Source organism: Mycobacterium tilburgii (assembly GCF_902168065.1).
Lineage (GTDB): Bacteria > Actinomycetota > Actinomycetes > Mycobacteriales > Mycobacteriaceae > Mycobacterium > Mycobacterium tilburgii.
Map to the genome: position 1 here is coordinate 59,564 of NZ_LR655698.1, position 25,400 is coordinate 84,963.

At 67.2% G+C, this 25,400-nt stretch carries 24 protein-coding genes and 7 pseudogenes; 17 read left to right on the forward strand and 14 right to left on the reverse strand.

Features of this window, described 5'->3' with window-relative positions:
• Positions 1-5 precede the first annotated feature (5 nt).
• The 3 genes and pseudogenes from FQ389_RS06245 to FQ389_RS06255 all read right to left on the reverse strand — a co-directional run bounded on the left by FQ389_RS06245 (position 6) and on the right by FQ389_RS06255 (position 4,703).
• Complete coding sequence (locus tag FQ389_RS06245; RefSeq protein WP_144206386.1) at positions 6-1,469, reverse strand: cation:proton antiporter domain-containing protein; 1,464 nt, start codon at positions 1,467-1,469, stop codon at positions 6-8.
• Positions 1,466-2,667: pseudogene (locus FQ389_RS06250) on the reverse strand (class I SAM-dependent RNA methyltransferase). Before FQ389_RS06250 ends, FQ389_RS06245 begins: the two are co-directional and overlap by 4 nt.
• A gap of 41 nt (positions 2,668-2,708) precedes the next feature.
• Positions 2,709-4,703 (reverse strand): APC family permease, encoded by a 1,995-nt coding sequence (locus FQ389_RS06255; protein ID WP_144206387.1) that lies wholly within the window; start codon positions 4,701-4,703, stop codon positions 2,709-2,711.
• A gap of 134 nt (positions 4,704-4,837) precedes the next feature.
• Here FQ389_RS06255 and FQ389_RS06260 point away from each other — a divergent pair, with 134 nt between their 5' ends.
• Positions 4,838-5,521 (forward strand): potassium channel family protein, encoded by a 684-nt coding sequence (locus FQ389_RS06260; RefSeq protein ID WP_144206388.1) that lies wholly within the window; start codon positions 4,838-4,840, stop codon positions 5,519-5,521.
• Positions 5,522-5,558: 37 nt separating this feature from the next.
• The gene (locus FQ389_RS06265) at positions 5,559-6,233 is read left to right on the forward strand and encodes a potassium channel family protein (protein ID WP_144206389.1); all 675 of its coding nucleotides are present in this window, start codon (positions 5,559-5,561) and stop codon (positions 6,231-6,233) included.
• Between the two features lie 42 nt (positions 6,234-6,275).
• Here FQ389_RS06265 and FQ389_RS06270 read toward each other — a convergent pair.
• Together FQ389_RS06270 and FQ389_RS06275 are read right to left on the reverse strand one after the other, a co-directional pair.
• Positions 6,276-6,884, reverse strand: a pseudogene (locus FQ389_RS06270) (DUF3159 domain-containing protein); the annotation flags it as partial.
• Positions 6,881-7,249, reverse strand: coding sequence for an OB-fold nucleic acid binding domain-containing protein (locus tag FQ389_RS06275; RefSeq protein WP_144206412.1), 369 nt, complete (start codon positions 7,247-7,249; stop codon positions 6,881-6,883). The pseudogene FQ389_RS06270 and the gene FQ389_RS06275, both read right to left, overlap by 4 nt.
• Positions 7,250-7,415: 166 nt before the next feature.
• On the opposite strand from FQ389_RS06275, the gene FQ389_RS06280 reads away from it, so the two are divergent.
• Positions 7,416-8,114, forward strand: coding sequence for an alpha/beta hydrolase (locus FQ389_RS06280; RefSeq protein ID WP_144206390.1), 699 nt, complete (start codon positions 7,416-7,418; stop codon positions 8,112-8,114).
• Positions 8,115-8,261: 147 nt separating this feature from the next.
• On the opposite strand, the gene FQ389_RS06285 is transcribed toward FQ389_RS06280, so the two are convergent.
• Together FQ389_RS06285 and dut are read right to left on the reverse strand one after the other, a co-directional pair.
• Complete coding sequence (locus FQ389_RS06285; protein ID WP_144206391.1) at positions 8,262-9,005, reverse strand: DUF3710 domain-containing protein; 744 nt, start codon at positions 9,003-9,005, stop codon at positions 8,262-8,264.
• A 45-nt stretch (positions 9,006-9,050) separates the two neighbouring features.
• Positions 9,051-9,515, reverse strand: a complete 465-nt coding sequence (gene dut, locus FQ389_RS06290) for a dUTP diphosphatase (protein ID WP_144206392.1) — start codon at positions 9,513-9,515, stop codon at positions 9,051-9,053.
• Between the two features lie 25 nt (positions 9,516-9,540).
• Here dut and FQ389_RS06295 point away from each other — a divergent pair, with 25 nt between their 5' ends.
• Positions 9,541-10,032, forward strand: a complete 492-nt coding sequence (locus tag FQ389_RS06295; protein WP_144206393.1) for a DUF3093 domain-containing protein — start codon at positions 9,541-9,543, stop codon at positions 10,030-10,032.
• A gap of 16 nt (positions 10,033-10,048) precedes the next feature.
• On the opposite strand, the gene FQ389_RS06300 is transcribed toward FQ389_RS06295, so the two are convergent.
• A complete protein-coding gene (locus FQ389_RS06300) occupies positions 10,049-10,351 on the reverse strand; it encodes a DUF4193 domain-containing protein (RefSeq protein ID WP_036468275.1) in 303 nt (100 codons plus the stop codon).
• A 182-nt stretch (positions 10,352-10,533) separates the two neighbouring features.
• Here FQ389_RS06300 and cei point away from each other — a divergent pair, with 182 nt between their 5' ends.
• On the forward strand, positions 10,534-11,187 hold the full coding sequence (cei, locus tag FQ389_RS06305; protein WP_144206394.1) for an envelope integrity protein Cei: 654 nt from the start codon (positions 10,534-10,536) through the stop codon (positions 11,185-11,187).
• A 1-nt stretch (position 11,188) separates the two neighbouring features.
• On the opposite strand, the gene FQ389_RS06310 is transcribed toward cei, so the two are convergent.
• The gene (locus FQ389_RS06310) at positions 11,189-12,058 is read right to left on the reverse strand and encodes an inositol monophosphatase family protein (RefSeq protein ID WP_144206395.1); all 870 of its coding nucleotides are present in this window, start codon (positions 12,056-12,058) and stop codon (positions 11,189-11,191) included.
• A gap of 147 nt (positions 12,059-12,205) precedes the next feature.
• Here FQ389_RS06310 and ppgK point away from each other — a divergent pair, with 147 nt between their 5' ends.
• Both ppgK and FQ389_RS06320 read left to right on the forward strand, forming a co-directional pair.
• The gene (gene ppgK / locus FQ389_RS06315) at positions 12,206-13,015 is read left to right on the forward strand and encodes a polyphosphate--glucose phosphotransferase (protein WP_144206396.1); all 810 of its coding nucleotides are present in this window, start codon (positions 12,206-12,208) and stop codon (positions 13,013-13,015) included.
• Between the two features lie 175 nt (positions 13,016-13,190).
• Positions 13,191-14,687: an RNA polymerase sigma factor gene (locus tag FQ389_RS06320; protein ID WP_144206397.1), complete on the forward strand. Its 1,497-nt coding sequence runs from the start codon at positions 13,191-13,193 to the stop codon at positions 14,685-14,687.
• Positions 14,688-14,846: 159 nt separating this feature from the next.
• Here the strand turns inward: FQ389_RS06320 and FQ389_RS19245 are convergent.
• Positions 14,847-15,219, reverse strand: a pseudogene (locus FQ389_RS19245) (DUF952 domain-containing protein); the annotation flags it as partial.
• Between the two features lie 180 nt (positions 15,220-15,399).
• Here FQ389_RS19245 and FQ389_RS23070 point away from each other — a divergent pair.
• Positions 15,400-15,576, forward strand: coding sequence for a DUF7455 domain-containing protein (locus FQ389_RS23070; protein ID WP_144206398.1), 177 nt, complete (start codon positions 15,400-15,402; stop codon positions 15,574-15,576).
• Positions 15,577-15,643: 67 nt separating this feature from the next.
• Positions 15,644-16,645 carry a YihY/virulence factor BrkB family protein gene (locus FQ389_RS06335; protein WP_144206399.1) on the forward strand — a complete coding sequence of 334 codons (1,002 nt, stop codon included), beginning with the start codon at positions 15,644-15,646 and terminating at the stop codon, positions 16,643-16,645.
• Here FQ389_RS06335 and FQ389_RS06340 read toward each other — a convergent pair.
• Positions 16,646-16,884: pseudogene (locus FQ389_RS06340) on the reverse strand (DUF3039 domain-containing protein).
• Between the two features lie 93 nt (positions 16,885-16,977).
• Between FQ389_RS06340 and FQ389_RS22190 the strand changes: the two are divergent.
• The 3 genes from FQ389_RS22190 (at position 16,978) to FQ389_RS06355 (ending at position 19,307) form a co-directional block, all read left to right on the forward strand.
• Positions 16,978-17,484: a DUF3099 domain-containing protein gene (locus tag FQ389_RS22190; protein WP_407662780.1), complete on the forward strand. Its 507-nt coding sequence runs from the start codon at positions 16,978-16,980 to the stop codon at positions 17,482-17,484.
• A 27-nt stretch (positions 17,485-17,511) separates the two neighbouring features.
• On the forward strand, positions 17,512-18,471 hold the full coding sequence (gene sigB, locus FQ389_RS06350; protein ID WP_144206400.1) for a sigma-70 family RNA polymerase sigma factor SigB: 960 nt from the start codon (positions 17,512-17,514) through the stop codon (positions 18,469-18,471).
• A 146-nt stretch (positions 18,472-18,617) separates the two neighbouring features.
• Entirely contained in the window at positions 18,618-19,307 is a 690-nt protein-coding gene (locus tag FQ389_RS06355; protein WP_144206401.1) for a metal-dependent transcriptional regulator, read from the forward strand.
• A 75-nt stretch (positions 19,308-19,382) separates the two neighbouring features.
• Here FQ389_RS06355 and FQ389_RS22195 read toward each other — a convergent pair whose 3' ends face one another.
• Entirely contained in the window at positions 19,383-19,535 is a 153-nt protein-coding gene (locus tag FQ389_RS22195; RefSeq protein ID WP_407662781.1) for a DUF4192 family protein, read from the reverse strand.
• Between the two features lie 91 nt (positions 19,536-19,626).
• Positions 19,627-20,125: pseudogene (locus FQ389_RS22200) on the reverse strand (DUF4192 family protein); the annotation flags it as partial.
• A 222-nt stretch (positions 20,126-20,347) separates the two neighbouring features.
• Between FQ389_RS22200 and FQ389_RS06365 the strand changes: the two are divergent.
• Both FQ389_RS06365 and FQ389_RS06370 read left to right on the forward strand, forming a co-directional pair.
• Entirely contained in the window at positions 20,348-20,755 is a 408-nt protein-coding gene (locus tag FQ389_RS06365) for an MFS transporter (protein WP_186296289.1), read from the forward strand.
• A 573-nt stretch (positions 20,756-21,328) separates the two neighbouring features.
• Positions 21,329-21,679 (forward strand): annotated as a pseudogene (locus tag FQ389_RS06370) (Si-specific NAD(P)(+) transhydrogenase); the annotation flags it as partial.
• A 3-nt stretch (positions 21,680-21,682) separates the two neighbouring features.
• Here FQ389_RS06370 and FQ389_RS06375 read toward each other — a convergent pair.
• A complete protein-coding gene (locus FQ389_RS06375) occupies positions 21,683-22,504 on the reverse strand; it encodes a trypsin-like serine peptidase (RefSeq protein ID WP_144206403.1) in 822 nt (273 codons plus the stop codon).
• Positions 22,505-22,709: 205 nt separating this feature from the next.
• On the opposite strand from FQ389_RS06375, the gene FQ389_RS06380 reads away from it, so the two are divergent.
• The 3 genes and pseudogenes from FQ389_RS06380 to FQ389_RS06390 form a co-directional block, all read left to right on the forward strand.
• Positions 22,710-23,681, forward strand: coding sequence for a proteasome assembly chaperone family protein (locus FQ389_RS06380; protein ID WP_144206404.1), 972 nt, complete (start codon positions 22,710-22,712; stop codon positions 23,679-23,681).
• A gap of 41 nt (positions 23,682-23,722) precedes the next feature.
• Positions 23,723-24,754 (forward strand): alpha/beta fold hydrolase, encoded by a 1,032-nt coding sequence (locus FQ389_RS06385; protein WP_144206405.1) that lies wholly within the window; start codon positions 23,723-23,725, stop codon positions 24,752-24,754.
• 33 nt (positions 24,755-24,787) lie between these two features.
• Positions 24,788-25,400 (forward strand): annotated as a pseudogene (locus FQ389_RS06390) (PhzF family phenazine biosynthesis protein); the annotation flags it as partial.

A 25,400-nucleotide genomic window follows, 5' to 3' on the forward strand; every position in this document is an offset into this window, starting at 1 on the left:
CTGACCTACCGGGCACCGAACAGTTCGGCCAGGTTGTCGCGCAGCTCGGGATCGGCCAGGATAACGACCTCGTCGCCGGCCTGCAGTTTGGTGTCGCCGCGCACCACCACCAGCCCGGTGGCGCGGACCACGATGCTCACCCAGATGTCGCCGACGCGGTCGCCGAGGCTCCCGACCGTGCACCGTTCGGCGGCAGACCCACGGGCCACGCTGAACCGGTGTACCCCCTCCGGTTCGTCCGCGAGCCGGACGCCGATCTGCCACGGCCGGGTCTCGACGGTGCGCATCGGCAGCCGCAACAGCCGCGCCAGTCCGGGCACCGCACTGCCCTGCACCAGCACCGAGAAGATGACGACCACCACCAAGATCCCGTACAGGCGCTCGGCATCGGCGATGTGCGCGGCCCGCAAGAACTCACCGAGCAGGATCGGCACCGCGCCCTTGAGCCCGGCCAGCATCACGAAGATGCGTTCGTTATGTTGTAGCCGCACGGGCAGGAGGCAGGCGCCCACCGCCACCGGCCGGATCACCAGGGTCAGCGTCACGCCGAGGACGACCCCAGGCACCCACACGTCCGCCCGGGCCAGCACGGTGAGGTCGACGGTCAGACCCAGGACGGCAAACGCGACGATCTCGGCCAGCCCGGCTAGGGCGCCGTGGAACCGTTTGATCTCCGGCTTGTAGGGCGCGCGGGCGTCACCGATGACGATACCGGCGACGAACACGGCCAGGTATCCCGAGCCGTGCGCCAGCGTGGCGATGCCGTACAGCATCGTACACGACGCCAGCGTGCGCAGCGCGTAGAGGCCTTCGCTCGGCAGCGCCACCCGGCGCATGAAGACCAGCAGGGCACGCCCGCCGAGCACCCCGACGGCCAGGCCGACCGCCGTCTGCGCCACGAATTGCGTTCCCACACTGGCGAATCCGGTCGAGGTCAGGCCGCCGGCCGCGATCAGGTTGGATATCAGCGCGATGCCGACCGGATCGTTGGCGCCGGACTCGCCCTCCAGGATGGCGCTGCTGCGGCCCCGGATCTCGCGTTTGCCCAGCACCGAGAACACCACCGCCGGGTCGGTGGGCGCCACGGCCGTGGCCACCAACACCGCCGGAAACCAGCCGACGCCGCACGCGTAGTGGACGATCAACGCCGCCCCGGCGGCGGTCAGCGCCGTACCCAGCACGCCGAGCGAGAGGATCGGGGCGGCGGCCGCGCGGAACCGTGCCGGCCCGATCTGCATACCGCCGTCGAACAGCACCAGCACCAGCACGATGGTGATCACCCGCTCCACCGCCAGCTCCGACGGTGCCTGCACGGCGGGCAGCACGTGCACCGCGACGGCGGCGCCAATGAGCACCAGCAGCGGCACGGGCACCTTCACCCGCTCGGTCAGACGGTTCGCCAGCACGGCGGCCAAACCGACCGCGCTGCAGAACAACACGAGCGCCGCGTAGCGCAGCGTCTCGCTCACGACGCGCCCACCCGGGTCAGCAGCGCGACGTACTCGATGTGGTGGGTCAGCGGGAACGCGTCGAACACCCTGATATTCTCGACCGTGTAACCGTGACTGAGGTAGAGGCCGATGGCGCGGGCGAAAGATGCTGCCTCGCAACCGATGTTCACCACCCGCCAAACGTCGGCGGCGGCGAGTATGTCGATGACCTCGCGGCCGGCGCCGGACTGCGGCGGGTCGAGCACCGCCACGTCGGCACCGGTCGGTTGCGCTGAGAGCACGCGGCGGACTGAGTCGGTGACGACGTCGACCTGCGGCAGATCGACCAGCGCGGCCCGCGCCGACAGGGTCGAGGCTCGTGAGGTGTCGACGGTGAGCACCCGGCCGGACTCCCCGACCGCGTCGGCCAGGGTGGCGGCGAAAACCCCCACGCCGCCGTAGAGGTCCCACACCCCCATGCCGGTGCCGGGTTGCGCCCACTGGGCGACCAGCGCACTGTACATCCGTAGCGCGTCGCGATGCGCCTGCCGGAACGCGGTCACCGGCACCTGCCGGCTCCGCGCGCCCACCCTCTGGGTGGCCTGGTAGTCGCCCTGCACCACGTTGGCCCTTGTCCGACCGCCGTGGCGCAGCGTGACACCACATGACGCCGGCGGTCGTCGTCGACGGCGACGTGCAGCTGCGCGGTCGGCGTCGGGTCCGCCGGTGAACAGGCCTGCACCAGCCCGTCCAGCATTCTCGGCGCCAGCTGCGCGCAGCGCAGATCACTGACCAGCGCGTCGCTGTGGTAACGGTGAATGCCGGGCCGCGCGTCCGCGCCGACCTCCAGACGCATCCGGGTGCGCCAGCCCGTCGCGGCGCAATCCGACAGCGGTTCGGCCTCACCGCTCCGGTGATGGCCGCCCAGTCGTTCCAGCTGGTTGGCCACGACCTGGGATTTTAGTATCCGAACCGCCTCGGGGGCGGCGAACGCCAGGTCGCAGCAGCCGGCGCCGTTCACCCCGGCGATCGGGCACAGCGAATAGATCCGGTCCGCCGACGGTTCGATCACCTCGAGAACCTCTGCGTGCCAATAGGATCCGCGATCCGCAGTGTCTCGCACCCGCACCCGCTCGTTGGGCAGGGCGTAGCGCACGAACACCACCCGCCCCTCGTGATGGGCCACACAGCTGCCCCCGTTGGCGGGTGCGCCAGTGACCAGTGAAAGCTCCGCTATTGACGCCTCGGACCGCACTACATATCCCTCGCCGCGTCGGGTTAATCAAAGATCCCGCGGCGCGCGTCGCCGGGCGCCGCATGCGGTTGCAGCGTCTTGAGACGCCCCGACGAATTCAGTTGCCACGGAACCGAAGTGACCATCACTTTGGGCATGAACAGCAAACGGCCTTTGAGCCGCAGCGCGCTCTGGTTGTGCAGCAGCTGCTCCCACCAGTGCCCGACGACGTACTCCGGGATGAAGACCGTGACCACGGTGCGTGGCGACTCTTTGGCGACCCGTTTGACGTACTCGAGGATGGGCCGGGTGATCTCCCGGTAGGGCGAGGCGATCACCTTGAGCGGCACGCTGACTTCGCTTTCTTCCCAGTTGTGCACGAGCTTACGGGTTTCGGCGTCGTCGACGCTGACGGTCAGGGCCTCGAGTACGTCGGGCCGGGTGGCGCGCGCATACGCCAGCGCCCGCAATGTCGGCAGGTGCAACTTCGACACCAGCACCAGGGCGTGGTTACGGCTGGGCAACACCACGTCGCGCTGGGTGGCGGCCTGCTCCTCCAACTCGCGGTTGACGGTGTCGTAGTGCTTGCGGATCAGCTTCATCACGACGAACAGTGCGCTCATCGCGACGATCGCGATCCACGCCCCGGCAAGGAACTTCGTGACCAGAACCACCAACAGCACCGCGCCGGTGGACAGCAAGCCGACCGTGTTGACCGCACGCGAACGATTCATCTTGCGCCGCACCGACGGATCGGTCTCGGTGTGCAACAGGCGGCTCCAATGCCGGACCATGCCGATTTGGCTCAGCGTGAACGAGATGAACACCCCGACGACGTAGAGCTGGATCAGCGCGGTCACCTCACCGCGGAAGGCGATGACGAACGCCAGCGCCGCCGCCGACAGGAACAGGATGCCGTTGGAGAACGCCAGCCGGTCGCCGCGGGTGTGCAGTTGGCGTGGTAGGTAGCTGTGCTGCGCCAGCACCGACCCGAGCACCGGGAAGCCGTTGAATGCGGTGTTGGCGGCCAGCACCAAGATCAGCGCGGTGACCGTGGCGATCAGCAGGAACCCGATGCGAAAGTCGCCGAACACCGTCTCGGCCAGCTGCGTGACCAGAGTCTTCTGCAGGTATCTGGCCGGGGCTCCGGACAGCTGGGTGGCGGGGTCGTCGACCACCTGCACGTGGATCTGCTGTGCCAGCACGATGATGCCCATCAACAGCGTCACCGCAATCGCGCCGAGCATCAGCAGCGTCGTTGCGGCGTTGCGCGACTTGGGTTTTTGAAACGCGGGCACCCCATTGCTGATCGCCTCGACACCGGTCAGCGCCGCACAGCCCGACGAGAACGAGCGGGCCAGCAGGAAGGCGAACGCGAAACCGACGATCTGGCCGCGCTCGGCGTGCATCTGAAAGCCGGCCGACGCAGCGCGCAGCGGGTTGCCCAGCACGAAGATCCGGAACAAACCCCAGCCGATCATCACGACGATGCCGACGATGAAGGCGTAGGTCGGGATCGCGAACGCTACCCCGGACTCCCGGATCCCGCGCAGGTTCAGCGCCATCACCAACAAGATGGCGACCACGCAGAACCACACCTTGTTGTGCGCCACGATCGGAACCGCCGAACCGATGTTCGCCATCGCCGACGAAGTCGAAACCGCAACCGTGAGAACGTAATCCACCATCAGGGCGCTGGCCACCACCAGGCCGGTGGTCTCGCCGAGGTTGGTGGTGACCACCTCGTAGTCGCCGCCGCCGGACGGGTAGGCGTGCACGTTCTGCCGGTAGCTGGACACCACGACCAACATGACCGCGGCCACCGCGAGCCCGATCCACGGCGTCAGCGCGTAAGCGGCTGCTCCCGCCACCGAGAGCATCAGAAAGATTTCCTCGGGGGCGTAGGCCACCGAGGACAGCGCGTCCGAGGCGAACACCGGCAAGGCGATACGCTTAGGCAGCAGGGTGTGGCTCAGCCGGTCGCTCCGCTGCGGCCGACCGATCAGCAACCGGCGAGCTGCGGTTGAAAGTTTGGACACGAGAGCCAAGAGTAAGCGTAACGGGCCATGCCGGTAGCGTTCCGTGGGCGAGAAGGTTGTCAACGAAATCGGCTGGCCAACTGAGTTTGCCGATTGGAATGACTACAGACAGGACCCGGCCGAGAGGACTTTACGTGCGGGTGGTTGTTATGGGTTGCGGCCGAGTGGGCTCGTCCTTGGCCGACGGCTTGTCTCGCATCGGCCACGATGTGGCCGTGATCGACCGCGACAGTGCCGCGTTCAACCGGTTGAGTCCCGAGTTCGCCGGGGAACGGGTGCTGGGTCAGGGATTCGACCGTGATGTGCTACTGAAGGCGCGCATCGAGGAGGCCGACGCGTTCGCGGCGGTGTCCTCCGGAGACAACTCCAACATCATCTCGGCGCGGCTGGCGCGCGAGACGTTCGGCGTCAAACGCGTCGTGGCCCGCATCTACGACGCCAAACGCGCCGAAGTGTACGAACGCCTCGGCATCCCGACCATCGCAACCGTGCCGTGGACCACCGATCGCCTGCTCAACGCGCTGACCAGGGAGAGCGAGACCGCCAAGTGGCGCGACCCTACCGGCACCGTCGCGGTGGCCGCGGTGGTCCTGCACGAGGACTGGGTCGGGCGCCGGGCCACCGATCTCGAGCAGGCCACCGGCGCGCGGGTGGCGTTTCTGATCCGGTTCGGCACCGGCATCCTGCCCGAGCCGAAGACCGTCCTACAGGCCGGTGATCAGGTCTACATCGCCGCCATCTCCGGCCGCGCGGCCGAGGCGGTGGCCATTGCGGCGCTGCCGCCCGCCGAGGACATCGATTCGGGGGCGGGGCATTGAGCCCCAGCTGGCCGATCGCGACGAAGGATCGGCGCAGATGAAGGTAGTTGTCGCCGGGGCGGGGGAGGTCGGCCGCTCGGTCACTCGCGAGCTGCTCGAGAACAACCACGACGTAACGTTGATCGAGCGCAATCCCGATCACGTCATCGGCGACGCGATCCCGGCGGCGCACTGGCGCCTCGGCGACGCCTGTGAACTGAGCCTGCTGGAGTCGGTGCACCTGGAGGGTTTCGACGTGGTGGTCGCCGCGACCGGCGACGACAAGGCAAACGTGGTGCTGTCCCTGCTGGCCAAGACGGAGTTCGCGGTGCCGCGGGTGGTGGCGCGGGTCAACGACCCCCGCAACGAATGGCTGTTCACCGACGCCTGGGGTGTCGACGTGGCGGTGTCCACCCCGCGGATGCTGGCGTCGCTGATCGAAGAGGCCGTCGCCGTAGGCGATTTGGTGCGGCTGATGGAATTCCGGCGGGGTCAGGCCAACCTGGTCGAGATCACCCTGCCCGACGACACGCCGTGGGGCGGCAAGCCCGTTCGTCGGCTCGATCTGCCCCGCGACGCCGCGCTGGTCACCATCCTGCGCGGCGCCCGGGTCATCGTGCCGGAGGGCGACGAGCCGCTCGAGGGCGGCGACGAGCTGCTGTTCGTCGCGGTCACCGAGGTCGAAGAGGACCTGCGCAAGCTGCTGCTGCCGTCCGCACCGCCGCCGAGTTAATCGCCGACGGTGGTCGGCTCGGACCGCCGGATCCAAGTCGTCCTCGACGCCGGCCAGGGCACGCTGTGCGGCCTTGATCGCCGCGTAGGTCACCAGGGCGGTCAGCGGCCAGCCCATCCCGATACGCCGCGGCCAGCCAGCCGGTCTGATTGGCGTCGTAGAACAGCCGTTGCACCACGAACCGGGCGACGAAGACCAGCACCCGGCACAGCGTGGCGATGTCGAACGCGTACACGGCCCGCGACACCTTGAGCCAGCCCCGGTCGCGTCCGCCGGCCCAGCTCCAGGCGTAGCCGACGAGCGGCCGGCGCGGATCGCCACGGACACCGCCCACAGCAGCGACATCCAGATGCCCTGCAGGAAGTACCCCTTGGACACGCCGACGACGTAGGCGATCAGCGCGCAGACCACGACACCGACGAATCCGGAAAACGCCGGATGAGTTGAATCACGTCGAATCAGCCGCCATACCAACACAAGTCAGGCCACGCCCAGCGCCGAGCCGATGTCAGGCAGCAGACCCGCGACGCTGGACACCGCTACGAACACGACGACGGGCAGCGACGAGTAGAGGACACCACTCACGCCGCCTAACTGGTTGAGCAGACGGTCCGGACTGATGCGGGGAAACGTGTTGCCGGGAAGACTCAACGCTGAATTTCGTAGTGCGGGTTGTAAATGGCCTTGTTTCCGTTCTCCAGCTTGCCCATCCGGCCGCGCACCCGCAGCGTGCGGCCCGAGTCGATGCCGGGGATGCGACGCTGGCCCAGCCAGACCAGAGTCACGGTGTCGCTGCCGTCGAACAGCTCGGCCTTGACGCCGCCTGCGCAGTTCTTGCCGTTACATTCCACGCTGCGCAACGTACCGACCATCGTGACCTCCTGGCCACGTTGGCAATCGATTACCCGCTGCGCCCCGGTGCTCGCGACTTCGTCCGACAGCTCTTCGGAATAGCGTTGCTCCGGGTCCTCTGTCAACCGACGAGTGAGGCGGCGCAAATACCTTTGAGCCCCCATGGCTACTCCTGACAATATCCGATAAAGCTGCGGTACTTTCATCTATGCCAACGGACACCGTAGACCTCTTGTATGCCAACGGACACCGTAGGCCTCTTGGTTCCCAACCGCCAACATGAACCAAACGCGATTTTTCAACGCCCCGGAGGCCGGGCAGGATCGAGGCGTGGCTGTCGATCTGCGCGGTGTCCCAACCGTGCTGCTCCCCGGAACCGGGTCCGATGATGCCTATGTCGACCGGGCATTTTCCGGGCCGTTGCGCGCCGCCGGCGCCCGTCCACTGACCCCCGTCTCACGGCCGGACCGGCTGATCGACGTGTACCTGTCCGCCCTGGACGAGGCCGCGCGCGCGGGCCGGATCGCAGTCGGCGGAATCTCTATCGGCGCTGCCGTCGCAGCAGCGTGGGCGCTGGAAAACCCGGGCCACGCGGTCGCGGTGCTGGCCGCGCTGCCGGCCTGGGCCGGGGCACCCGAAGCGGCGCCGGCAGCCCTGGCGGCGCGGTATTCGGCCACCGCGCTGCGGGTCGACGGGCTGGCCGCGACGACCGCGCAGATGCACGCGTCCAGCCCGTCCTGGCTGGCTGAGGAGCTCACCCGGTCCTGGCGGGCGCAGTGGCCGTCGCTGCCCGACGCGATGGACGAAGCGGCCGCTTACGTCGCGCCCAGTTGTGACGAACTCCACAGTCTAACGGCGCCTTTGGGCGTGGTGGCCGCCGTCGACGATCCGATTCATCCGCTGCAGGTCGGGGTGGACTGGGTGGCCGCCGCGCCGCGCGCGGCCCTGCGCACGGTGACGCTTGATCAGATAGGCGCCGACAGTGCCACGCTCGGGGCCGCCTGTCTGGCCGCGCTGGCCGACGCCTAAGGCCGTCACGGCTTCCGGTGTGCACTGACGGATTTCCGAGTGCGCTGACGGCGCGATGTCCCGGCGTGTCCACGCCCGGAACGCACATTCAACGGCACGGACGCACATTCGACACCGTCGGCGCACACTCGACGGTCGAGTTGCGGGTTAACCGCCGGTGATGGTGCGCAGCTGCTGCATCGCCGAGCCCTCCGCGCTGCGACGCGCGGCCGGCTCACTAAGTGGCTGTTCGGTGCCGGCTTGTTCGGCGGCCTGCTGCATGGCGGCCTGGCGTAGCTGCTCGGTCATCGGTTCGGGCAGCTGTACGGGCAACGGTGTGCGGACCGGCAGCGGGGTGTCGCCGCGGCGAACTACGGTGTCGGCCAACGCCGCTCGCGCCTCCGCCTCGAGTGCCTCCATGCTCTCGACGGTGCCGTTGACGACGCACCGGATCATCCAGCGGTAACCGTCCACCCCGATGAAGCGCACCACCCCGGAGGCGGTGCCGACCACCTCACGGCCCCACGGACCGTCCTTGATGCTGACCTGAGCCGAATCCTTACGCAGCGACTCGGCCAGCTCGGCGGCGACCTCGCGCCACAGGCCTCCGGTCTTGGGCGCGGCGTACGCGGCGATGGTGAACCGGCCGTTGGGCGTCACCACCCACACCGCGCTGGGCACGCCGGTCTCGGTCAACTCGACCTGCAGCTGGCCCGCCTCCGGCATCGGGATGAGCACCGAACCCAGATCGAGGCGCTCCCACTCGGCGACCGCCGGGTCATCGAAGTCGTCGATGTCGAACGGGCCTTCCAGCTCCTCGTCGAACTCGTCGTCGACCGGATCGGCGGCTTCGGTAACCGGCTCGCGGCCGAACGTGTCGTCGCTGCCCGAACGTTTACGTAATGCAGCCATCGGCGCCCCCTTTTCATCAGTTCGCAGTGCATCGTCGCCAGCGCCTCACAAACTCGCGTGTCCGCCGGAGGAGCCGTGACCACCCTCGCCGCGGGATGTTTCGGCCAGCCCGGCCTCGTCGAACGAAGACACTTCCACCAGCTCGACGAGCTCGACCCGCTGCACCAGCAACTGGGCGATGCGGTCGCCGCGGTGCACCACGATCGGCTCCGACGGGTCGAGGTTGATCAGCGAAACCTTGATCTCACCGCGATAGCCGGCATCGACGGTGCCGGGACTGTTGACGATCGAAAGACCAACGCGCGCAGCCAATCCCGAGCGGGGATGAACCAGGCCGACCATCCCGAACGGAATGGCCACGGCGATGCCTGTCCGGACTAGGGCGCGATGCCCGGGATCCAGCGTGACGTCTTCGGCGCTGAACAGGTCAACCCCCGCGTCGCCGTCGTGGGCGCGGCTGGGCAGCGGGAGCTCGGGGTCGAGGAGGATAACCGCCAGACTGGTCGACACGGGGCCACAGACTACCCTTGACCGCGTGTCCGGTACGCGCCTCGCGCCGCACAGCGTGCGATATCGCGAACGGCTGTGGGTCCCCTGGTGGTGGTGGCCACCGGCCTTCGCGCTGGCAACGCTGATCGCCGTCGAGGTCAATTTCGGCGTCCGGACTCTACCTGACTGGTTGCCGTTCGTGATGCTGTTCGTGGTGGCCACCGGAGCGCTGCTGTGGCTGGGACGCGTCGAAATCTGGGTCACCGCCGCTGACGACGGTGTGGTCCAGCTCTGGGTCGGCGACGCGCACCTGCCGGTCACCGTCATCTCCCGATCCGCGGAGATAGCGCCGTCCGCCAAGTCGGCGGCACTAGGCCGTCAACTCGATCCTGCGGCATACGTCGTGCATCGCGCATGGGTGGGACCACTGATTCTGATTGTCCTCGACGACCCCGATGACCCGACGCCGTACTGGTTGGTGAGCTGCCGGCACCCGGAGCGGGTGCTGTCGGCCCTGACTGGCCCGAACAGGCCCTGACAAGCCTGCGCGGGTATCAGGCCGCGCAGTCGGTGCAGATCATCACGCCGTTCTTCTCGCTGGCGAGCCGGCTGCGGTGCTGCACCAAAAAACAACTGGAGCAGGTGAACTCGTCAGCCTGTTTCGGAATGACCCGAACAGACAGCTCTTCCCCGGACAGGTCAGCGCCAGGCAGTTCGAAATTCTCGGCGGATTCGGATTCGTCAACGTCGACGACAGCCGACGCTGCTTCGTTCCGCCGTGCCTTGAGCTCCTCCAGCGAGTCCTCCGAAACGTCGTCGGTTTCTGTACGCCGTGGAGCGTCATAGTCGGTAGGCATTGTCCAATCCCCTCACATGCCTGCGTTACCTCAAGCAAAGCTTTGTACCAGCGGTCGAACGCATCCACCAAACGATTCGTGCCCGGATCCGGGTTGGATGGGTTGTGATTTACCTCACACCCCCGGATTGGCCCCCTATTTGGCTTTAAACAGTGGATTTAGTGTGCAGCTAGAGTGCACCTGTGGTCGCCCAAATCACCGACGGTACAGCCTTTGACAAGCACGGTCGGCCGTTTCGCCGCCGCAATCCCCGGCCGGCCATCATCGTGCTGATTTTCCTCGCGGTCATCACCGGTATCGCGTGGACGGTGGCACTGACGCGGCCCACGAACGTGCGCGAGGCCGAGGTCTGCAATCCGCCCCCACAGCCGACCGGCACCGCCACGCCGGCCCAACTCGGTGAGCAGATGTCACGCAGCGCGATGGTCGATGTCACCCCCGCCAAACTCAGCGACACCAAGGTCCGCGTGCTCAACGCCAGCGGCCGCGGCGGACAAGCCGGTGAAGTCGCCGGTGCGATGAAGGACCTCGGCTTCGCACAGCCCACCGCCGCCAACGACCCGATCTACGCCGGCACCCGCCTCGGCTGTCAGGGTCAGATCCGGTTCGGCACCGCCGGGCAGGCCGCCGCCGCCGCGGTGTGGCTGGTCGCCCCGTGCAGCGAGCTGTTCAACGACAACCGCGCCGACGACTCCGTCGACCTGGCCATCGGCACGGAGTTCACCGCGCTGGCTCACAACGACGACATCGACTCGGTGCTGGCGAGCCTGCGCCCCGGCGCGACCGGATCGCCAGATCCCTCGCTGCTGCAGAAGATTCACGCCAGCAGCTGCTGAATCAATCCCTGATCGGCGCCAGGCCGTCGCATCGCTGCAGGGCCGCCAGTAGCTCGTCGGCGACGCCCGGCGCGGCCGCGACCACCACCGATCCGGGCGACCCGACCGCCGCCTCCGGCGGCGGTACCACCACCCGCGCCCCAGCCTCCACGGCGATCAGCGCGCCCGCCGCACGGTCCCACACCTGCAGCCCGTGTTCGTAGTAGGCGTCCAGCAGGCCCGCCGCGACCATGCACAGATCCAGCGCCGCCGAACCGATGCGACGCACGTCGCGAACCAACGGGAGCAGCTCGGCCAACAGCGCCGCCTGGGCGGTGCGCCGGGTGGTCGAATACCCAAACCCGGTGCCCAGCAAGGCCATTGACAACTTGTCGACCCCGGAGCAGCGCAACGCGTGCGTGCTCCGCCCGTCGAGCACATGCGCACCCAGCCCCTGGGCCGCGGAATAAACGCGGCACCCGACCACGTCGGAGACCGCACCGGCCACCGACACGCCGCCGCGCTGTGCGGCGATCGACACCGCGTAGGCCGGGATGCCGTAGACGAAATTCACCGTGCCGTCGATCGGGTCGAGCACCCAGGTGACCCCGTCGCCGCCGCCGTCAGCCGGCCCGCCGCCCTCTTCGCCGAGAATCGGTTCGCCAGGCCGTAATTCGGCCAACCGGGCGCGCAGCAGCCGTTCGGTCTCGGTGTCGACCACGGTGACCGGGTCGGTCGGCGTGCTCTTGGCGCGCACCGCCCCGTCGCCGGTCCAGGCCGCGTCCGCACCGAACACCTCGGCGCGTCGCGACCGGACGAATTCCGCGGCTTCGACTGCCAATGTTTCGGCTACCGAACGCAGCAGCGCTGGCTGGTCCTCGCGTCGCGTCACCGCTCTATCGCATCACAGCCCCGGGGCGGCGCGGACCGCCCGCGGCTCATCCCGGCTGTTCCCGGCCTTGCCAGGGCCGCAACCGCCGCGCCACCAGCTATGGTGTGAACCATGTGAACCAGCCCAGATCTCGCCAAGGAGACGTCGATGACCAGCACCGACTCGGCCACGGACACACCCGCCCCCGGGGCAACCACCGGTCCACCGCAGCGGCGCGGATTCGGTATCGATGTCGGTGGCAGCGGCATCAAGGGCGGAATCGTCGACCTGGACACCGGGCTGCTGATCGGCGACCGCGTCAAACTGCCCACCCCGCAACCGGCCACCCCGTCGGCCGTCGTGGACACCGTCGCCGCAGTCGTCAAGGAATTCGGCTGGACCGGCCCGCTCGGGGTGACCTATCCCGGAGTGGTCACCAACGGCATCGTGCGGACCGCCGCCAACGTTGACCGCCAGTGGATCGGCACCAACGCGCGCGACGTGATCGGAGCGAAGCTGGACGGCCAGGACGTCACCGTCCTCAACGACGCCGACGCCGCCGGACTCGCCGAGGAACGCTATGGCGCCGGCAAGGACAACTCGGGCCTGGTGGTGCTGCTCACTTTCGGCACCGGTATCGGGTCGGCACTGATCCACAACGGAAAACTGATTCCCAACACCGAATTCGGGCGCCTGGAAGTCGGGGGCAAAGAGGCTGAGAAGCGGGCGGCGGCGGCGGTCAAAAAAAAGAACGAATGGAGCTACAGGCACTGGACCAAAGAGGTCACCAATGTGCTGAGCGCGATCGAGAACGCGATTTGGCCGGACCTGATCATCGCGGGCGGCGGCATCAGCCGGAAGGCCGATCAGTGGCTGCCGTTGCTGGAAAACCGCACCCCGGTGGTGGCGGCTGCGCTGCTCAACACTGCCGGAATCGTCGGCGCCGCGATGGCCGCGACCGCCGACGTAAAGCACTGATTTTCCCCGCTAGGGCGGTACAAGCGCACACTATCGTTACAATGGTGCACGGCGACCGCCCGACAGAAAGAGTGCGAGTCACGCTGATACCAACGCCGACATTCGACATTGCAGACACTTTCGGTTTCGCCATGCCTAAACCCACCGAAAGTGAGTCCAAACCGAAGGGGTGTAAGTGGCAGCGACTAAGACCAGCCCGGCAACAGAAGAGCCGGTGAAGCGCACCGCCACCAAAGCTCCCGCCAAGCGGCCCGCGGCAAAAGCCGCGAACGGCACCGCTCCGGCGAAGCGAGCGACGAAGTCCTCGGGCCGGACCACCAAGTCCGCCGACGATGACGCCACCGTCGAGGCCGGCGCCGCCAAGAAGACCCGCACCGCCAAGGCGGCCCCGGGCCGCGGCACCAAAGCCGCCAAGGGTGACGAGAACCTGGACGTCGTCGACGAGAGCATCGTCGAGGACCTCGACGGCGAGCCCGACCTCGAAGGTGACCCCGTCGAGGACCTCGACATCGACACCGACCTCGCCCTCGACTACCTCGAAGACGACGACGTCGCGGCCGACGATGCCGACCTCGAGGCGGGCGCCGAGGAGGGCGCTGCCGCGGCGAAGCCGGCCGCGGTCAAGGCGCCCGCCGAAGACGACGAGGAGATCGCCGAACCCTCCGAAAAGGACAAGGCGTCCGGCGATTTCGTGTGGGACGAAGACGAGTCCGAAGCGCTGCGCCAGGCTCGTAAGGACGCCGAGCTCACCGCGTCCGCGGACTCGGTGCGCGCCTACCTCAAGCAGATCGGCAAGGTGGCACTGCTCAATGCCGAGGAAGAAGTCGAGCTGGCCAAGCGGATCGAGGCGGGCCTGTACGCCACACAGCTGATGGCCGAACTCGCCGAACGCGGCGACAAGCTGCCCGCCGCCCAGCGCCGCGACATGATGTGGATCTGCCGCGACGGCGACCGGGCGAAAAACCATCTGCTGGAAGCCAACTTGCGACTGGTGGTGTCGCTGGCCAAGCGCTACACCGGCCGCGGCATGGCCTTCCTCGACCTGATCCAGGAAGGCAACCTGGGCCTGATCCGCGCGGTCGAGAAGTTCGACTACACCAAGGGCTACAAGTTCTCGACCTACGCCACGTGGTGGATCCGCCAGGCGATCACCCGCGCCATGGCCGACCAGGCCCGCACCATCCGTATCCCGGTGCACATGGTCGAAGTGATCAACAAGCTGGGGCGCATTCAGCGTGAGCTGCTGCAGGATCTGGGCCGCGAGCCCACGCCCGAAGAACTGGCCAAGGAAATGGACATCACGCCGGAGAAAGTGCTGGAGATCCAGCAGTACGCGCGTGAACCCATCTCACTGGATCAGACCATCGGCGACGAGGGCGACAGCCAGCTCGGTGACTTCATCGAAGACAGCGAGGCGGTCGTCGCGGTGGATGCCGTGTCCTTCACACTGCTGCAAGACCAGCTGCAGTCGGTGCTCGAGACCCTCTCGGAGCGCGAAGCAGGCGTAGTACGCTTGCGCTTCGGCCTCACCGACGGCCAGCCCCGCACCCTCGACGAGATCGGTCAGGTCTACGGCGTCACCCGCGAGCGCATCCGCCAGATCGAGTCCAAGACGATGTCAAAGTTGCGCCACCCCAGCCGCTCGCAGGTACTGCGCGACTATCTGGACTAACCGTTCGCTAATCGCTTGCCGCGCAAGCGTTTTCGCCGTAAGCCTGCACCCGCCAAAAACCAGCTGCGTCGATCGCGCCACCGTACGGTGAGCATATGTCAGACAACCGCACACTGGTCTCGTCGGAGTCGCCGCGTGAAGCCGACACTTACATCGGGTCCGGCAAAGCGGCCAGCGGGGGAAGTCTCCCGCGGGCCCCGGCGAATAAACGGTGACACTTTTCACAGCCGTCACCGCAGCGGCCCGTCCAGATGCGGGAACAGCATCCCAGTGAGATCCGACGGCACGCCTTGCTCCCCAGCGCACGGGCGCGGTCAGCCGGGTCGGATCGACGTGTAGCAGAAACCAGATCCCGGCGCCCGTGGAAAAGCCGGTTCGCCGGCAGGTGGACCTGTTCGGGTGCCGACAAATGGATGAACGCGGCGGCGCCGTCGGCACCGGACAGTGGGGGATCGATGGCTCCTCGCTCATGGGCGCGAGACCACTCGTCGGCCGCACAAATGTGCACCAAAGCGCCAGCAGACGGGACCACAAAGAGGTCAGTGTAGGCGCCCGCGAAAAGCGGGTACTACGACCCTCAAGAGACCCTCCAGATACCCCCAAGAAGCCCGTGAGCAGCCCGTGAGAAACAACACACCCGATAACGATCGGGGAACAACGCGAAAACGCCAAACGTCTTGAGACAGTGGATACATCGAGAACGGAGAAGCCAGTGAATGCAACTCTGACAAGTCGCGCGCTGACGAAGCATGACCGCTGCGGTGCAACAGCTCGCGTACGCGCCAAGCTGCCTTTCGGCGCCGAACTCCTGTTCTGCCAACACCACGCCAACGAGCACGAGGCAAAGCTGGTCGAGCTGGCCGCGGTACTGGAGGTCAGCGGGAGCTAGGTCTAGCCGGACTCATCCATCCAGAATGTGAGCTGTTGGGTGCAGTCGTCGGTAATGCTGGACCGATATGAACGAGCAGACCGCTAAGCCGTCGCGTCACCACACTTGGCGCATTACACGCAGAACTCTCACCAAGAGTTGGGACGACTCGATTTTCGCCGAGTCCGCGCAAGCCGGATTCTGGTCGGCGCTGTCGACACCACCGTTGTTGTTGGGAATGCTGGGCAGTCTGGCCTACGTGGCGCCGTTGTTCGGCCCGGACGCGTTGCCCAGCATCGAAAAGAGCGCCATTTCCGCAGCGCACAAACTGTTTTCGACCAGCGTGGTAAACGAGATCATCGAGCCGACCGTCCGCGACATCACCGCACACGCCCGCGGTGAGGTGGTCTCGCTGGGATTCGTGCTGTCCCTGTGGGCCGGTTCGTCGGCGATCTCGTCGTTCGTCGACTCGGTGGTCGAGGCACACGACCAGACGCCGTTGCGCCATCCGGTGCGCCAGCGGTTCTTCGCACTGTTCCTGTATGTGGCGGGGCTGGTGGCCGCGGTGCTGACGGCGCCGGTGCTGGTGGTCGGCCCCCGCACGGTCTCCGAACACATTCCCGACAACCTGGCTAACGCGTTGCGGTACGGCTACTACCCCGCGCTGATCGTGGGGCTGATGATCGGAATCGTCGTGCTGTACCGGGTCGCACTGCCGGAACCGCTGCCGACGCACCGGTTGATCGTGGGCGCCGTGCTGGCCACCGCCGTGTTCGTGACCACGACGCTGGGCCTGCGCGTGTACCTACGCTGGATCACCAGCACGGGATACACCTACGGTGCGCTGTCCACGCCGATCGCGTTTTTGTTGTTCGCGTTCTTCGGCGGGTTTGCGATCATGCTGGGCGCCGAACTCAACGCCGCCATCCAGGAGGAGTTCCCCGCCCCGCGGACTCACCCCCACCGATTGCGCATTTGGCTGTTCTCCCGCTCGCCCCGGCTCAAGCGCACCGTGGAGACGCTGGCGGCGCCGATCGCGAATCCCGCGACGCAGGACCGCGACACGGCGCCGACAAATCCGCCGGGCTGATCAGCCCTTCTTGAGCCGTTCGTAGATCTTCTTGCAGTCCGGGCAGACCGGAGAGCCCGGCTTGGCCGCCTTCGTCACGGAAAAACCTCACCGCACAACGCCACAACGTGGGTCCCATCACCGCGCTCTCGGCGATCTTGTCCTTCTTGACGTAGTGTGAAGTACTTCGGGGTATCGCTGCCGGTCCCGTCGTCGACGCGTCCGTCGGTGTCAGTGCGTTCGATCGTCTGGGTCTGCATACGTCATATCGTACACTGTCCGCATATTGTGCACTGTCCGCGCGGCGAAAACCGGCTGCGCCGGAATCCGCCGGGTGTGGGACAGTTAGAGTAATGAGGCGCGGCTCTGATTCGGGGTTCGACAGGTTCGACGACTTCGACCACAACAAAGGCCGGCCGGTACTGATCACGGCCGCCGAACCTTCGTACGAAGAGCAATACCGTGCGCGGGTGCGTAAATACCTGACGCTGATGGCTTTCCGCGCTCCCGCGCTGATCCTGGCGGCGCTCGCCTACGGCGCCTGGCACAACGGCCTGATCTCACTTCTCATCGTGGGGGCTTCGGTCCCGCTGCCCTGGATGGCCGTGCTGATCGCCAACGACCGGCCGCCTCGCCGACGGCCGAACGGCCGGCCACCGAGACGCGGCACCCACCGCAACCGCCACCGGGCGCGCCGGGCCGCGGGTACGACGCCGGTTCCGGGTCCATTCCGCCCGAGTGGCCGTAATCCGCACTTCTCAGAACATTCTCAAGTCACGGTGACATCTCCGCACGTCACGGCGTGTGAGATCGCAGAGCGGTGGGAACTCAACGGGCTGATCTGTCGTTTAACAACATGACAGTTACAAGCCAACCGGGAGGCCGCCATGGTGAACGCTTTCACAGGCAGGATCGACAGCGATCTGGATGCTCAGAGCCCCGCAGCGGATCTCGTGCGCGTCTATCTGAACGGCATCGGAAAGACGGCCTTGCTGACCGCCGCGGACGAGGTCGAACTGGCCAAGCGTATCGAGGCTGGACTGTACGCCGAGCATCTACTCGCGACACGCAAGCGCCTCGGCGAGAACCGCAAACGTGACCTCGCTGCCGTCGTACGCGACGGGCAGGCGGCGCGCCGGCACCTGCTGGAAGCGAACCTGCGGCTGGTGGTGTCGCTGGCCAAGCGTTACACCGGCCGGGGCATGCCGCTGCTGGACCTGATCCAGGAGGGCAACCTCGGGCTGATCCGCGCGATGGAAAAGTTTGACTACACAAAGGGATTCAAGTTCTCCACCTACGCAACCTGGTGGATCCGGCAGGCCATCACCCGGGGCATGGCCGATCAGAGCCGTACCATCCGGCTGCCCGTCCACCTCGTCGAGCAGGTCAACAAGCTGGCGCGGATCAAGCGTGAGATGCACCAGAACCTAGGACGCGAGGCAACCGACGAGGAGCTGGCCGCCGAGTCGGGAATCCCGGTCGACAAGATCAACGACCTGCTCGAGCACAGCCGCGACCCGGTAAGCCTAGACATGCCGGTCGGCTCCGAGGAGGAGGCGCCCCTGGGCGACTTCATCGAGGATGCCGAGGCGATGTCGGCAGAGAACGCGGTGATCGCCGAGCTGCTGCACACCGACATCCGCAGCGTGCTGGCCACGCTCGACGAGCGCGAACACCAGGTGATCCGGCTGCGTTTCGGTTTGGACGACGGCCAGCCGCGGACGCTGGATCAGATCGGCAAGCTGTTCGGGCTGTCCCGTGAACGGGTTCGCCAGATCGAGCGCGACGTGATGGCCAAGTTGCGCAACGGCGAGCGCGCCGACCGGCTCCGTTCGTACGCCAGCTGAGCGGCCAGGCAAGGCCGCCCACCAGCCGAGTAGCAAGACAGTATGCCCGCCGCGGTCGTGTGGCGGACATATTGTCTTGCCTAGGAGGCGTTAAACCCATTTCGGCAGCCTGGGCAAGTAGACTCGGCGGCAATGGAGGGTGCTGAATGAACGACCTGGTTGATACCACCGAGATGTACCTGCGGACTATCTACGACCTCGAGGAAGAGGGCGTGACGCCGCTGCGTGCCAGGATCGCCGAACGGCTCGACCAGAGCGGGCCGACCGTCAGCCAGACTGTCTCGCGGATGCAGCGGGACGGGTTGCTCCATGTCGCCGGGGACCGTCATCTGGAGCTGACCGACAAGGGCAGGGCGCTGGCCATCTCCGTGATGCGCAAGCATCGCTTGGCTGAGCGGCTGCTCGTCGACGTCATCGGCCTGCCGTGGGTGGAAGTGCACGCCGAGGCATGCCGGTGGGAGCACGTGATGAGCGAGGATGTCGAGCGCCGGCTGATGAAGGTGCTCAACAACCCCACCACCTCACCGTTCGGGAACCCCATCCCCGGCTTGCTGGATCTGGGCGTCAGTCCGGATTCGGGCGCCGGGGAAGTGAACTTGGTCCGGCTGACCGAGTTGCCGTCGGGTTCACCGGTCGCGGTCGTCGTGCGCCAGCTCACCGAGCACGTGCAGGGCGACATCGATTTGATTTCACGGCTCAAGGATGCCGGCGTGGTGCCCAACGCGCGGGTCACCGTAGAGACCGGGCCCGCGGGTGTCACGATCCTAATCCCGGGCCACGAGAACGTCACGCTCCCGCACGAAATGGCGCACGCGGTCAAGGTCGAAAAGGTCTGACCGCTATCCCGCACGGCGGCGGAATGTCCGCTGCGGCGCCAGCGCACGCCCAGGCGCCTGGCCGCCTGCGGCCGGTCACCGCAAGCTCCGGGACCGCGTCCCGGTCTGCAACGCGGTATCCAGCATGCGCACCATCCGGTGCTCCTCGTCACACTGTAGCGCGGCCTCCTGCGACATCCCGGCCAGCGGCCTGTCGCCGCGGACATACGCGCTGAACGCCAGCAGCACCAGCGCCTCGGCGCGCCACGGCGGCGGCAGGATGCGGGGACAGTGTCGCCCACAACGCCTCGGCCTCCCCGGCGGTCTCGCCGATCGCCAAGGCGTACAACGTGTCGCGGACCGCCGCGTCCGTCAACGCACAGCCCACGGCGGTCGCCTCGGCGTCGGACAGCAGGTCTACCCTGCTGACGCGGGCGACGGCGGCCATCGCGGCGCGCACGTCGCGACCGCGCACGGCCTCTCGGATCGGCGTCCTGCACACCTCCTGTCGGGCCGTCGCCGCCGCGGGCAAGCGCACAGGCCAACTCGGCGCTGCGAGCGGAATCCTCGGCGGCCACGACGGCCTGTAGATCGGCACGGCGCGAACAGAGCCGCCGCCCTTCCAGCACCGCCGCGGCGGCCAGCGGTGAGATCGACGGATCGTCGACCGTGCCACACGAGCCGCAACCGTCCACGCAGTGCCAGCGCCCACCACGTGCAAGCCGATCGACCACATGCGCCGCGTACAGCTCATTGTGGTGCTGCGCCAATGCTTCTACCAGCACGGCGCACAAATGCCGGTACTCGTCGTTGCAACACGGACAGCGTGCCCTCCTCACTGACGATCACGACGATCACTGCCTCCGGTGCGGCCGCGGCAGCGACCTCGGCGAGATGACCCACCCCGGCGACGAGTTTCTCGGAGAGGTCGACCCTTATTCACCGCGCCCAGCTCGCCAGCCTCCCAGGACACCAGGACCAGTGGCAGTGTTCGTAAGTCGTTGGGGCGGAAACCAATTCAGCCTCTGCTACTGATATACGAGCAGCGAGAGCACTACTCGGTGGTGGTGGTGGTGGTGGTGAACGCGCTGCTAGGCACCTATGTCGTGGGTCTGATTCCCGCGCTCCTGGTGGCCGGCCGGCTCTCCGACCGGATCGGCCGCAAGCCGGTGATGCTCGTCGGCGTGCTCAGCGCCCTGTCCGGCAGCAGCCTTCTGGCACTCGGGAACTTCGGCCTGCTGTTGCTGGCCGCCGAGCGGCTGCTGTCCGGCGTCGGCGTCGGGATTGCGATGACGGTCGGCGCCAGCTGGCTGACCGAGCTGTCCCGGCCGCCCTTCGACCTGCGCGCAGGCGAGGGGCGGGAGCACGATGCACCGTCGTCGTCTTCGGCTGCGGCTCGGCCTTCGGCGCTCTCGTCGCCGGAGGTATCGCCCAATGGGGCCCGCTCCCCCAGGTCCTTCCGTTTCTGAGCCACATCGTCTGCACGGCGCCGTTCGTCTACATCACCGCGCTCCCCGGAGACGCGGGCCAAGGCGGCAACCCGTATTTCGTTGGCTGCGCAGCTGAAGATCCCCGGTGTCCGGCACCGGCGATTTGTACGCGTCGTTTTGATCTCTGCGCCATGGCTTTTCGCGTCCGCGGCGATCGGCTACGGCTACCTGCCCACCCAGCTCGCCGTGGCCGGCTCGCTTGGTCTCATCTTCGCCACGACGGCCTCTATCATCGCCTTGGCCACCTCCGCTCTCGTCCAGCCGTTCGCGCGCAAAGTGCACTGCCACCACTGCGCCCGCGGGTTGATCGTCGCGACGACCCTGCTGGCCGGCGGCCTCGGCCTGGTCACGCTGAGCATCTCGGTTCAATCGATCTGGCTCGGTATCGCGTCGAGCTTCGTGGTCGTCGCGGAAATCGGTGTGGGCCAGGTCTCTGGTCTCCTCGAGGTGCAGCGCATCGCCACCAACGATGACCTTGCCGGACTGACCGGAGTATTTTACTCACTGCCCTACGCTGGATTTCTGTGCCGACCGCCATCGCCGCGTTGGCCGCGCCGTTCCCCCAAGGTGCCCCACATCTATGCCGTCGGCGACGTCATCAGCTCCCCGGCGCTGGCCGCCACGTCCATGGCACAGGGATCGGCTGGCCGCCTACCACGCCTTCGGTGAACCGACCGACGGCATCACCGAACTGCAGCCGATCGGCATCTATTCGATTCCCGAGGTCTCCTCTCCTACGTGGGCGCCACCGAAGTGGAGCTGACGAAAGACATGGGTTGTGGCGGCACCATCGACTATCTGGTGGACGCCGTGTTCAACTACCCGACGTTCTTCGAGGCCTACAAGGTGGCCGCGCTGGACATGATGACCAAGGTGCGGGCGCTCAACCAGTTCTGGCGCTGAGGGTCAACAGGTGTCGTCGATGTCGACGGGCACCGGATCGCCCGGACCGCCGGCCTGGGCGCGGACCAGCAGCTCGGCGATGTGGTCGTCGAACGGCGCCGAGTAGGACACGTTCTCGGCGCAGCCCCCGCGTTCCAGCCCGCCGATCACCCCGACGACGGTGGTCCCGCTGACCCAGGGTGCGCCGCTGGTCCCCCCGACCATCCTCTCGCACACTAGCGAGGGGAAGCTGCCGGCAGCGATTGCGGTGTTGCCCTGACATGCGATCGGAGAGCCGCCGACGCCGCTGGGATACCCGACCACGGTGACGTGACTGCTCGGCGGCGGCGCCGTGCCCAGGGTGAGCGCCAAACCCGCCGACGTCTCCACCGAACCGTGGGTGCCATTGACCCGCGCGATCGCGTAATCGGCATGCGGATCTTTGCTGGCCACCCAGCGCGGATCCAGGTAGACGCTGTCCGCCGTGAACAGCTCCGGCGGCGTCCCGTCACCGGAAAGGCCGGGCACGAAGGTGATCCGAGCGGCGCCCGCCAGGCAGTGCGCGGCGGTCAGCACCAGATTGCCGGTGGTGGAATGCAGCACCGAGCCGGTGCAGACGTGCTGGGTGCTGCCGTCCAAAAAGATCGCTCCCACCCGGCGGTCGGGGTCCACCGGAGCCGCCACCGCGGGCGGTTCGGGCTGGCTGACATGCTGCGCCGGGTTACTGGTCTTCGGCGGGGGCGGCGGTGTGACCGGCCGCGACAGGTGCGGCACGGGACGGTCGCACGACGCCACCACCGTCGCGAGGCCGAAAATCGGGCAGAGCAGCAGCATTGGGACGCGCATCGGATCCCATCATGCCTGACCGCGCCGGTGGAAGCGGAACTCGGCGGCGCCGCCGCGACGGTAGATTTGCTGGCAGACCCGGTGCGCGCGAATGTTCCGCACGGATTACGTTCGTGCGTCAACCCGTTTCGGATATGGGGTGCCCACCGATTCAGAAGACACTGGTTAGGGCACCCTGGAGAACTCGGCGAAAGGAGGCGAACCGGTGGCTGACGAACACAAGGACGACCTGTACTACGAGCCAGGGCAACCCGGCATCTACGAGCTAGAGCTTCCGGCGCCCCACCTGGTGACCTCGGACGGCCGCGGGCCGGTGCTGGTGCACGCGTTGGAAGGCTTCTCCGACGCCGGCCACGCGATACGGCTGGCCGCCAACCACCTCAAGGCTGCCCTAGACACGGAGCTGGTCGCGTCGTTCGCGATCGACGAATTGCTGGACTACCGCTCCCGGCGCCCGCTGATGACGTTCAAGACCGACCACTTCTCCAACTACGACGACCCGGAACTGAGCCTGTACGCGCTGCGCGACAGCGTCGGCACCCCGTTCCTGTTGCTGGCCGGTATGGAGCCGGACCTGAAATGGGAGCGCTTCATCACCGCAGTCCGGCTGCTGGCCGAGCGGCTGGGCGTGCGGCAGACGATCGGGCTGGGCACCGTGCCTATGGCGGTGCCGCACACCCGCCCCATCACGCTGACCGCGCACTCCAACAACCGCGACCTGATCGCCGATTTCCAGCCGTGGATCTCCGAAATCCAGGTGCCCGGCAGCGCGTCGAACCTGCTGGAGTACCGGATGGCTCAGCACGGGCACGAGGTGGTCGGCTTCACCGTCCACGTCCCGCACTACCTGACCCAGACCGACTACCCCGCCGCCGCGCAGACGCTGCTCGAGCAGGTGGCCAAGACCGCGTCGCTCGATTTGCCGCTGTCGGCGTTGACCGAGGCGGCGGCGGAAATCCGGGCCAAAATCGACGAGCAGGTGGAGGCGAGCGCCGAGGTCGCTCAAGTGGTGGCCGCACTCGAGCGCCAGTACGATGCCTTTATCGACGCTCAGGAGAACAGGTCGTTACTGACCCACGACGAGGACCTCCCGAGCGGCGACGAGCTAGGTGCCGAATTCGAGCGTTTTCTCGCCCAGCAGGCGGAAAAAAAACGCGACGACGACGACCCTGCTTAAACGCCAACGCCCCAACCGGCGCAGACAACAAGGGTGGCCAGATGACCAAGCGGAAGCGCAAAAGCAACCTGCACCCGGTGCCGGAAATGACCACCCCCAGCCTAGAATTTCGCACCATCCACGGCTACAAGCGCGCGTTTCGCATAGCCGGCTCCGGGCCGGCGATCCTGCTGATCCACGGCATCGGCGACAACTCCACCACGTGGAACACGGTGCAGGCCAAACTGGCCCAGCGGTTCACGGTGATCGCCCCCGACCTGCTGGGGCACGGCCGTTCGGACAAGCCGCGCGCTGACTATTCGGTGGCCGGCTACGCCAACGGCATGCGTGATCTGCTGTCCGTGCTCGACATCGAGCGTGTGACCATCATCGGCCATTCCCTCGGCGGCGGTGTGGCGATGCAGTTCGCCTACCAGTTCCCGCATCTGGTCGAGCGGTTGATCCTGGTCGCCGCGGGCGGTGTCACCAAGGACGTCAACGTCGCCTTCCGGCTGGCGTCGCTGCCGATGGGCAGCGAGGCGCTGGCGTTGCTGCGGCTGCCGCTGGTGCTGCCGGCGGTTCAGCTTGCCGGGCGGCTGGCGGGTCTGGCGATCGGGTCGACCGGGCTGGGCATGGACTTGCCCAACGTGCTGCGCATCCTCGATGACCTGCCGGAGCCGACGGCGTCGTCGGCGTTCAGCCGCACTCTTCGGGCGGTGGTGGATTGGCGCGGCCAGATCGTCACCTTCCTGGACCGATGCTATTTGGCCGAAGCCATTCCGGCGCAGATCATCTGGGGCACCAAGGACGTGGTGGTCCCGGTCCGGCACGCGTGGATGGCCCACGCCGCGATGCCCGGCTCGCGCCTGGAGATCTTCGAAGGTTCGGGCCACTTCCCCTTCCACGCCGACCCCGCGCGGTTCACCGAGGTCGTCCAGCGGTTCATCGACACCACCGCACCGGCGGAATACGACCAGGAGGCGCTGCGTGCCCTGCTGCGCGCCGACAGCGCCGAACGCGCGGTCACCGACTCGGATGACACGCGCGTCGCGGTGCTTAACACGATAGGTTCCGACGAGCGCAGCGCCACTTGATCGTCGCGGCCGCCCGGGTCGTACAGTCGGGCCATGGGCATCGACGGCACCGTGTTGCGCGTCTTCACCGACCAAGAAGGCAGATTCGGTAATCCGCTCAGCGTGGTGGATGCCAGCCAGGTCCAGACCGCGGATCGTCCGCGGCTCGCAAGCGAATTAGTTTACAGCGAAACGATATTCGTCGACCTGCTGACCGGAGGGTCGACCACCGCGCGGGCGGCCATCTACACACCGCGCACCGAAATCCCGTTCGCAGGGCACCCGTGCGTCGGGGCGGCGTGGTTGCTGCGGGCCAACGGCACGCCGGTCAACACCCTCGCGGTCCCAGCCGGCATCGTGCAGGTGCAAGACGACGGTGAATTGGTGGCCGTCAGCTGCCGATCCGAATGGGCCCCGGAATTCGCCTTACACGAATTCGACTCTGTCGACGAGCTTCTCGCGCAGGATCCCGGCGACTACGCCGACGACACCGCGCATTATCTGTGGACCTGGGTGGACCGATCCGCGGGGGCACTGCGGTCGCGCAGTGTTCACGGCCAACCTCGGCGTGCCCGAGGACGAAGCGACCGGCTCCGCGGCGATGCGCATCACCGACCACCTCAGCCGCGACCCGACCATCGTCCATGGCAAGGGTTCGATACTGGAA

Coding starts and splice junctions, on each gene's coding strand:
- FQ389_RS06265 (WP_144206389.1), top strand. CDS start 5,559: ATGAAGGTAGTTGTCGCCGGGGCGGGGGAGGTCGGCCGCTCGGTCACT.
- FQ389_RS06275 (WP_144206412.1), bottom strand. CDS start 7,249: ATGGGGGCTCAAAGGTATTTGCGCCGCCTCACTCGTCGGTTGACAGAG.
- FQ389_RS06285 (WP_144206391.1), bottom strand. CDS start 9,005: ATGGCTGCATTACGTAAACGTTCGGGCAGCGACGACACGTTCGGCCGC.
- FQ389_RS06300 (WP_036468275.1), bottom strand. CDS start 10,351: ATGCCTACCGACTATGACGCTCCACGGCGTACAGAAACCGACGACGTT.
- ppgK (WP_144206396.1), top strand. CDS start 12,206: ATGACCAGCACCGACTCGGCCACGGACACACCCGCCCCCGGGGCAACC.
- FQ389_RS06335 (WP_144206399.1), top strand. CDS start 15,644: ATGAACGAGCAGACCGCTAAGCCGTCGCGTCACCACACTTGGCGCATT.
- FQ389_RS22190 (WP_407662780.1), top strand. CDS start 16,978: ATGAGGCGCGGCTCTGATTCGGGGTTCGACAGGTTCGACGACTTCGAC.
- sigB (WP_144206400.1), top strand. CDS start 17,512: ATGGTGAACGCTTTCACAGGCAGGATCGACAGCGATCTGGATGCTCAG.
- FQ389_RS06355 (WP_144206401.1), top strand. CDS start 18,618: ATGAACGACCTGGTTGATACCACCGAGATGTACCTGCGGACTATCTAC.
- FQ389_RS06375 (WP_144206403.1), bottom strand. CDS start 22,504: ATGCGCGTCCCAATGCTGCTGCTCTGCCCGATTTTCGGCCTCGCGACG.
- FQ389_RS06385 (WP_144206405.1), top strand. CDS start 23,723: ATGACCAAGCGGAAGCGCAAAAGCAACCTGCACCCGGTGCCGGAAATG.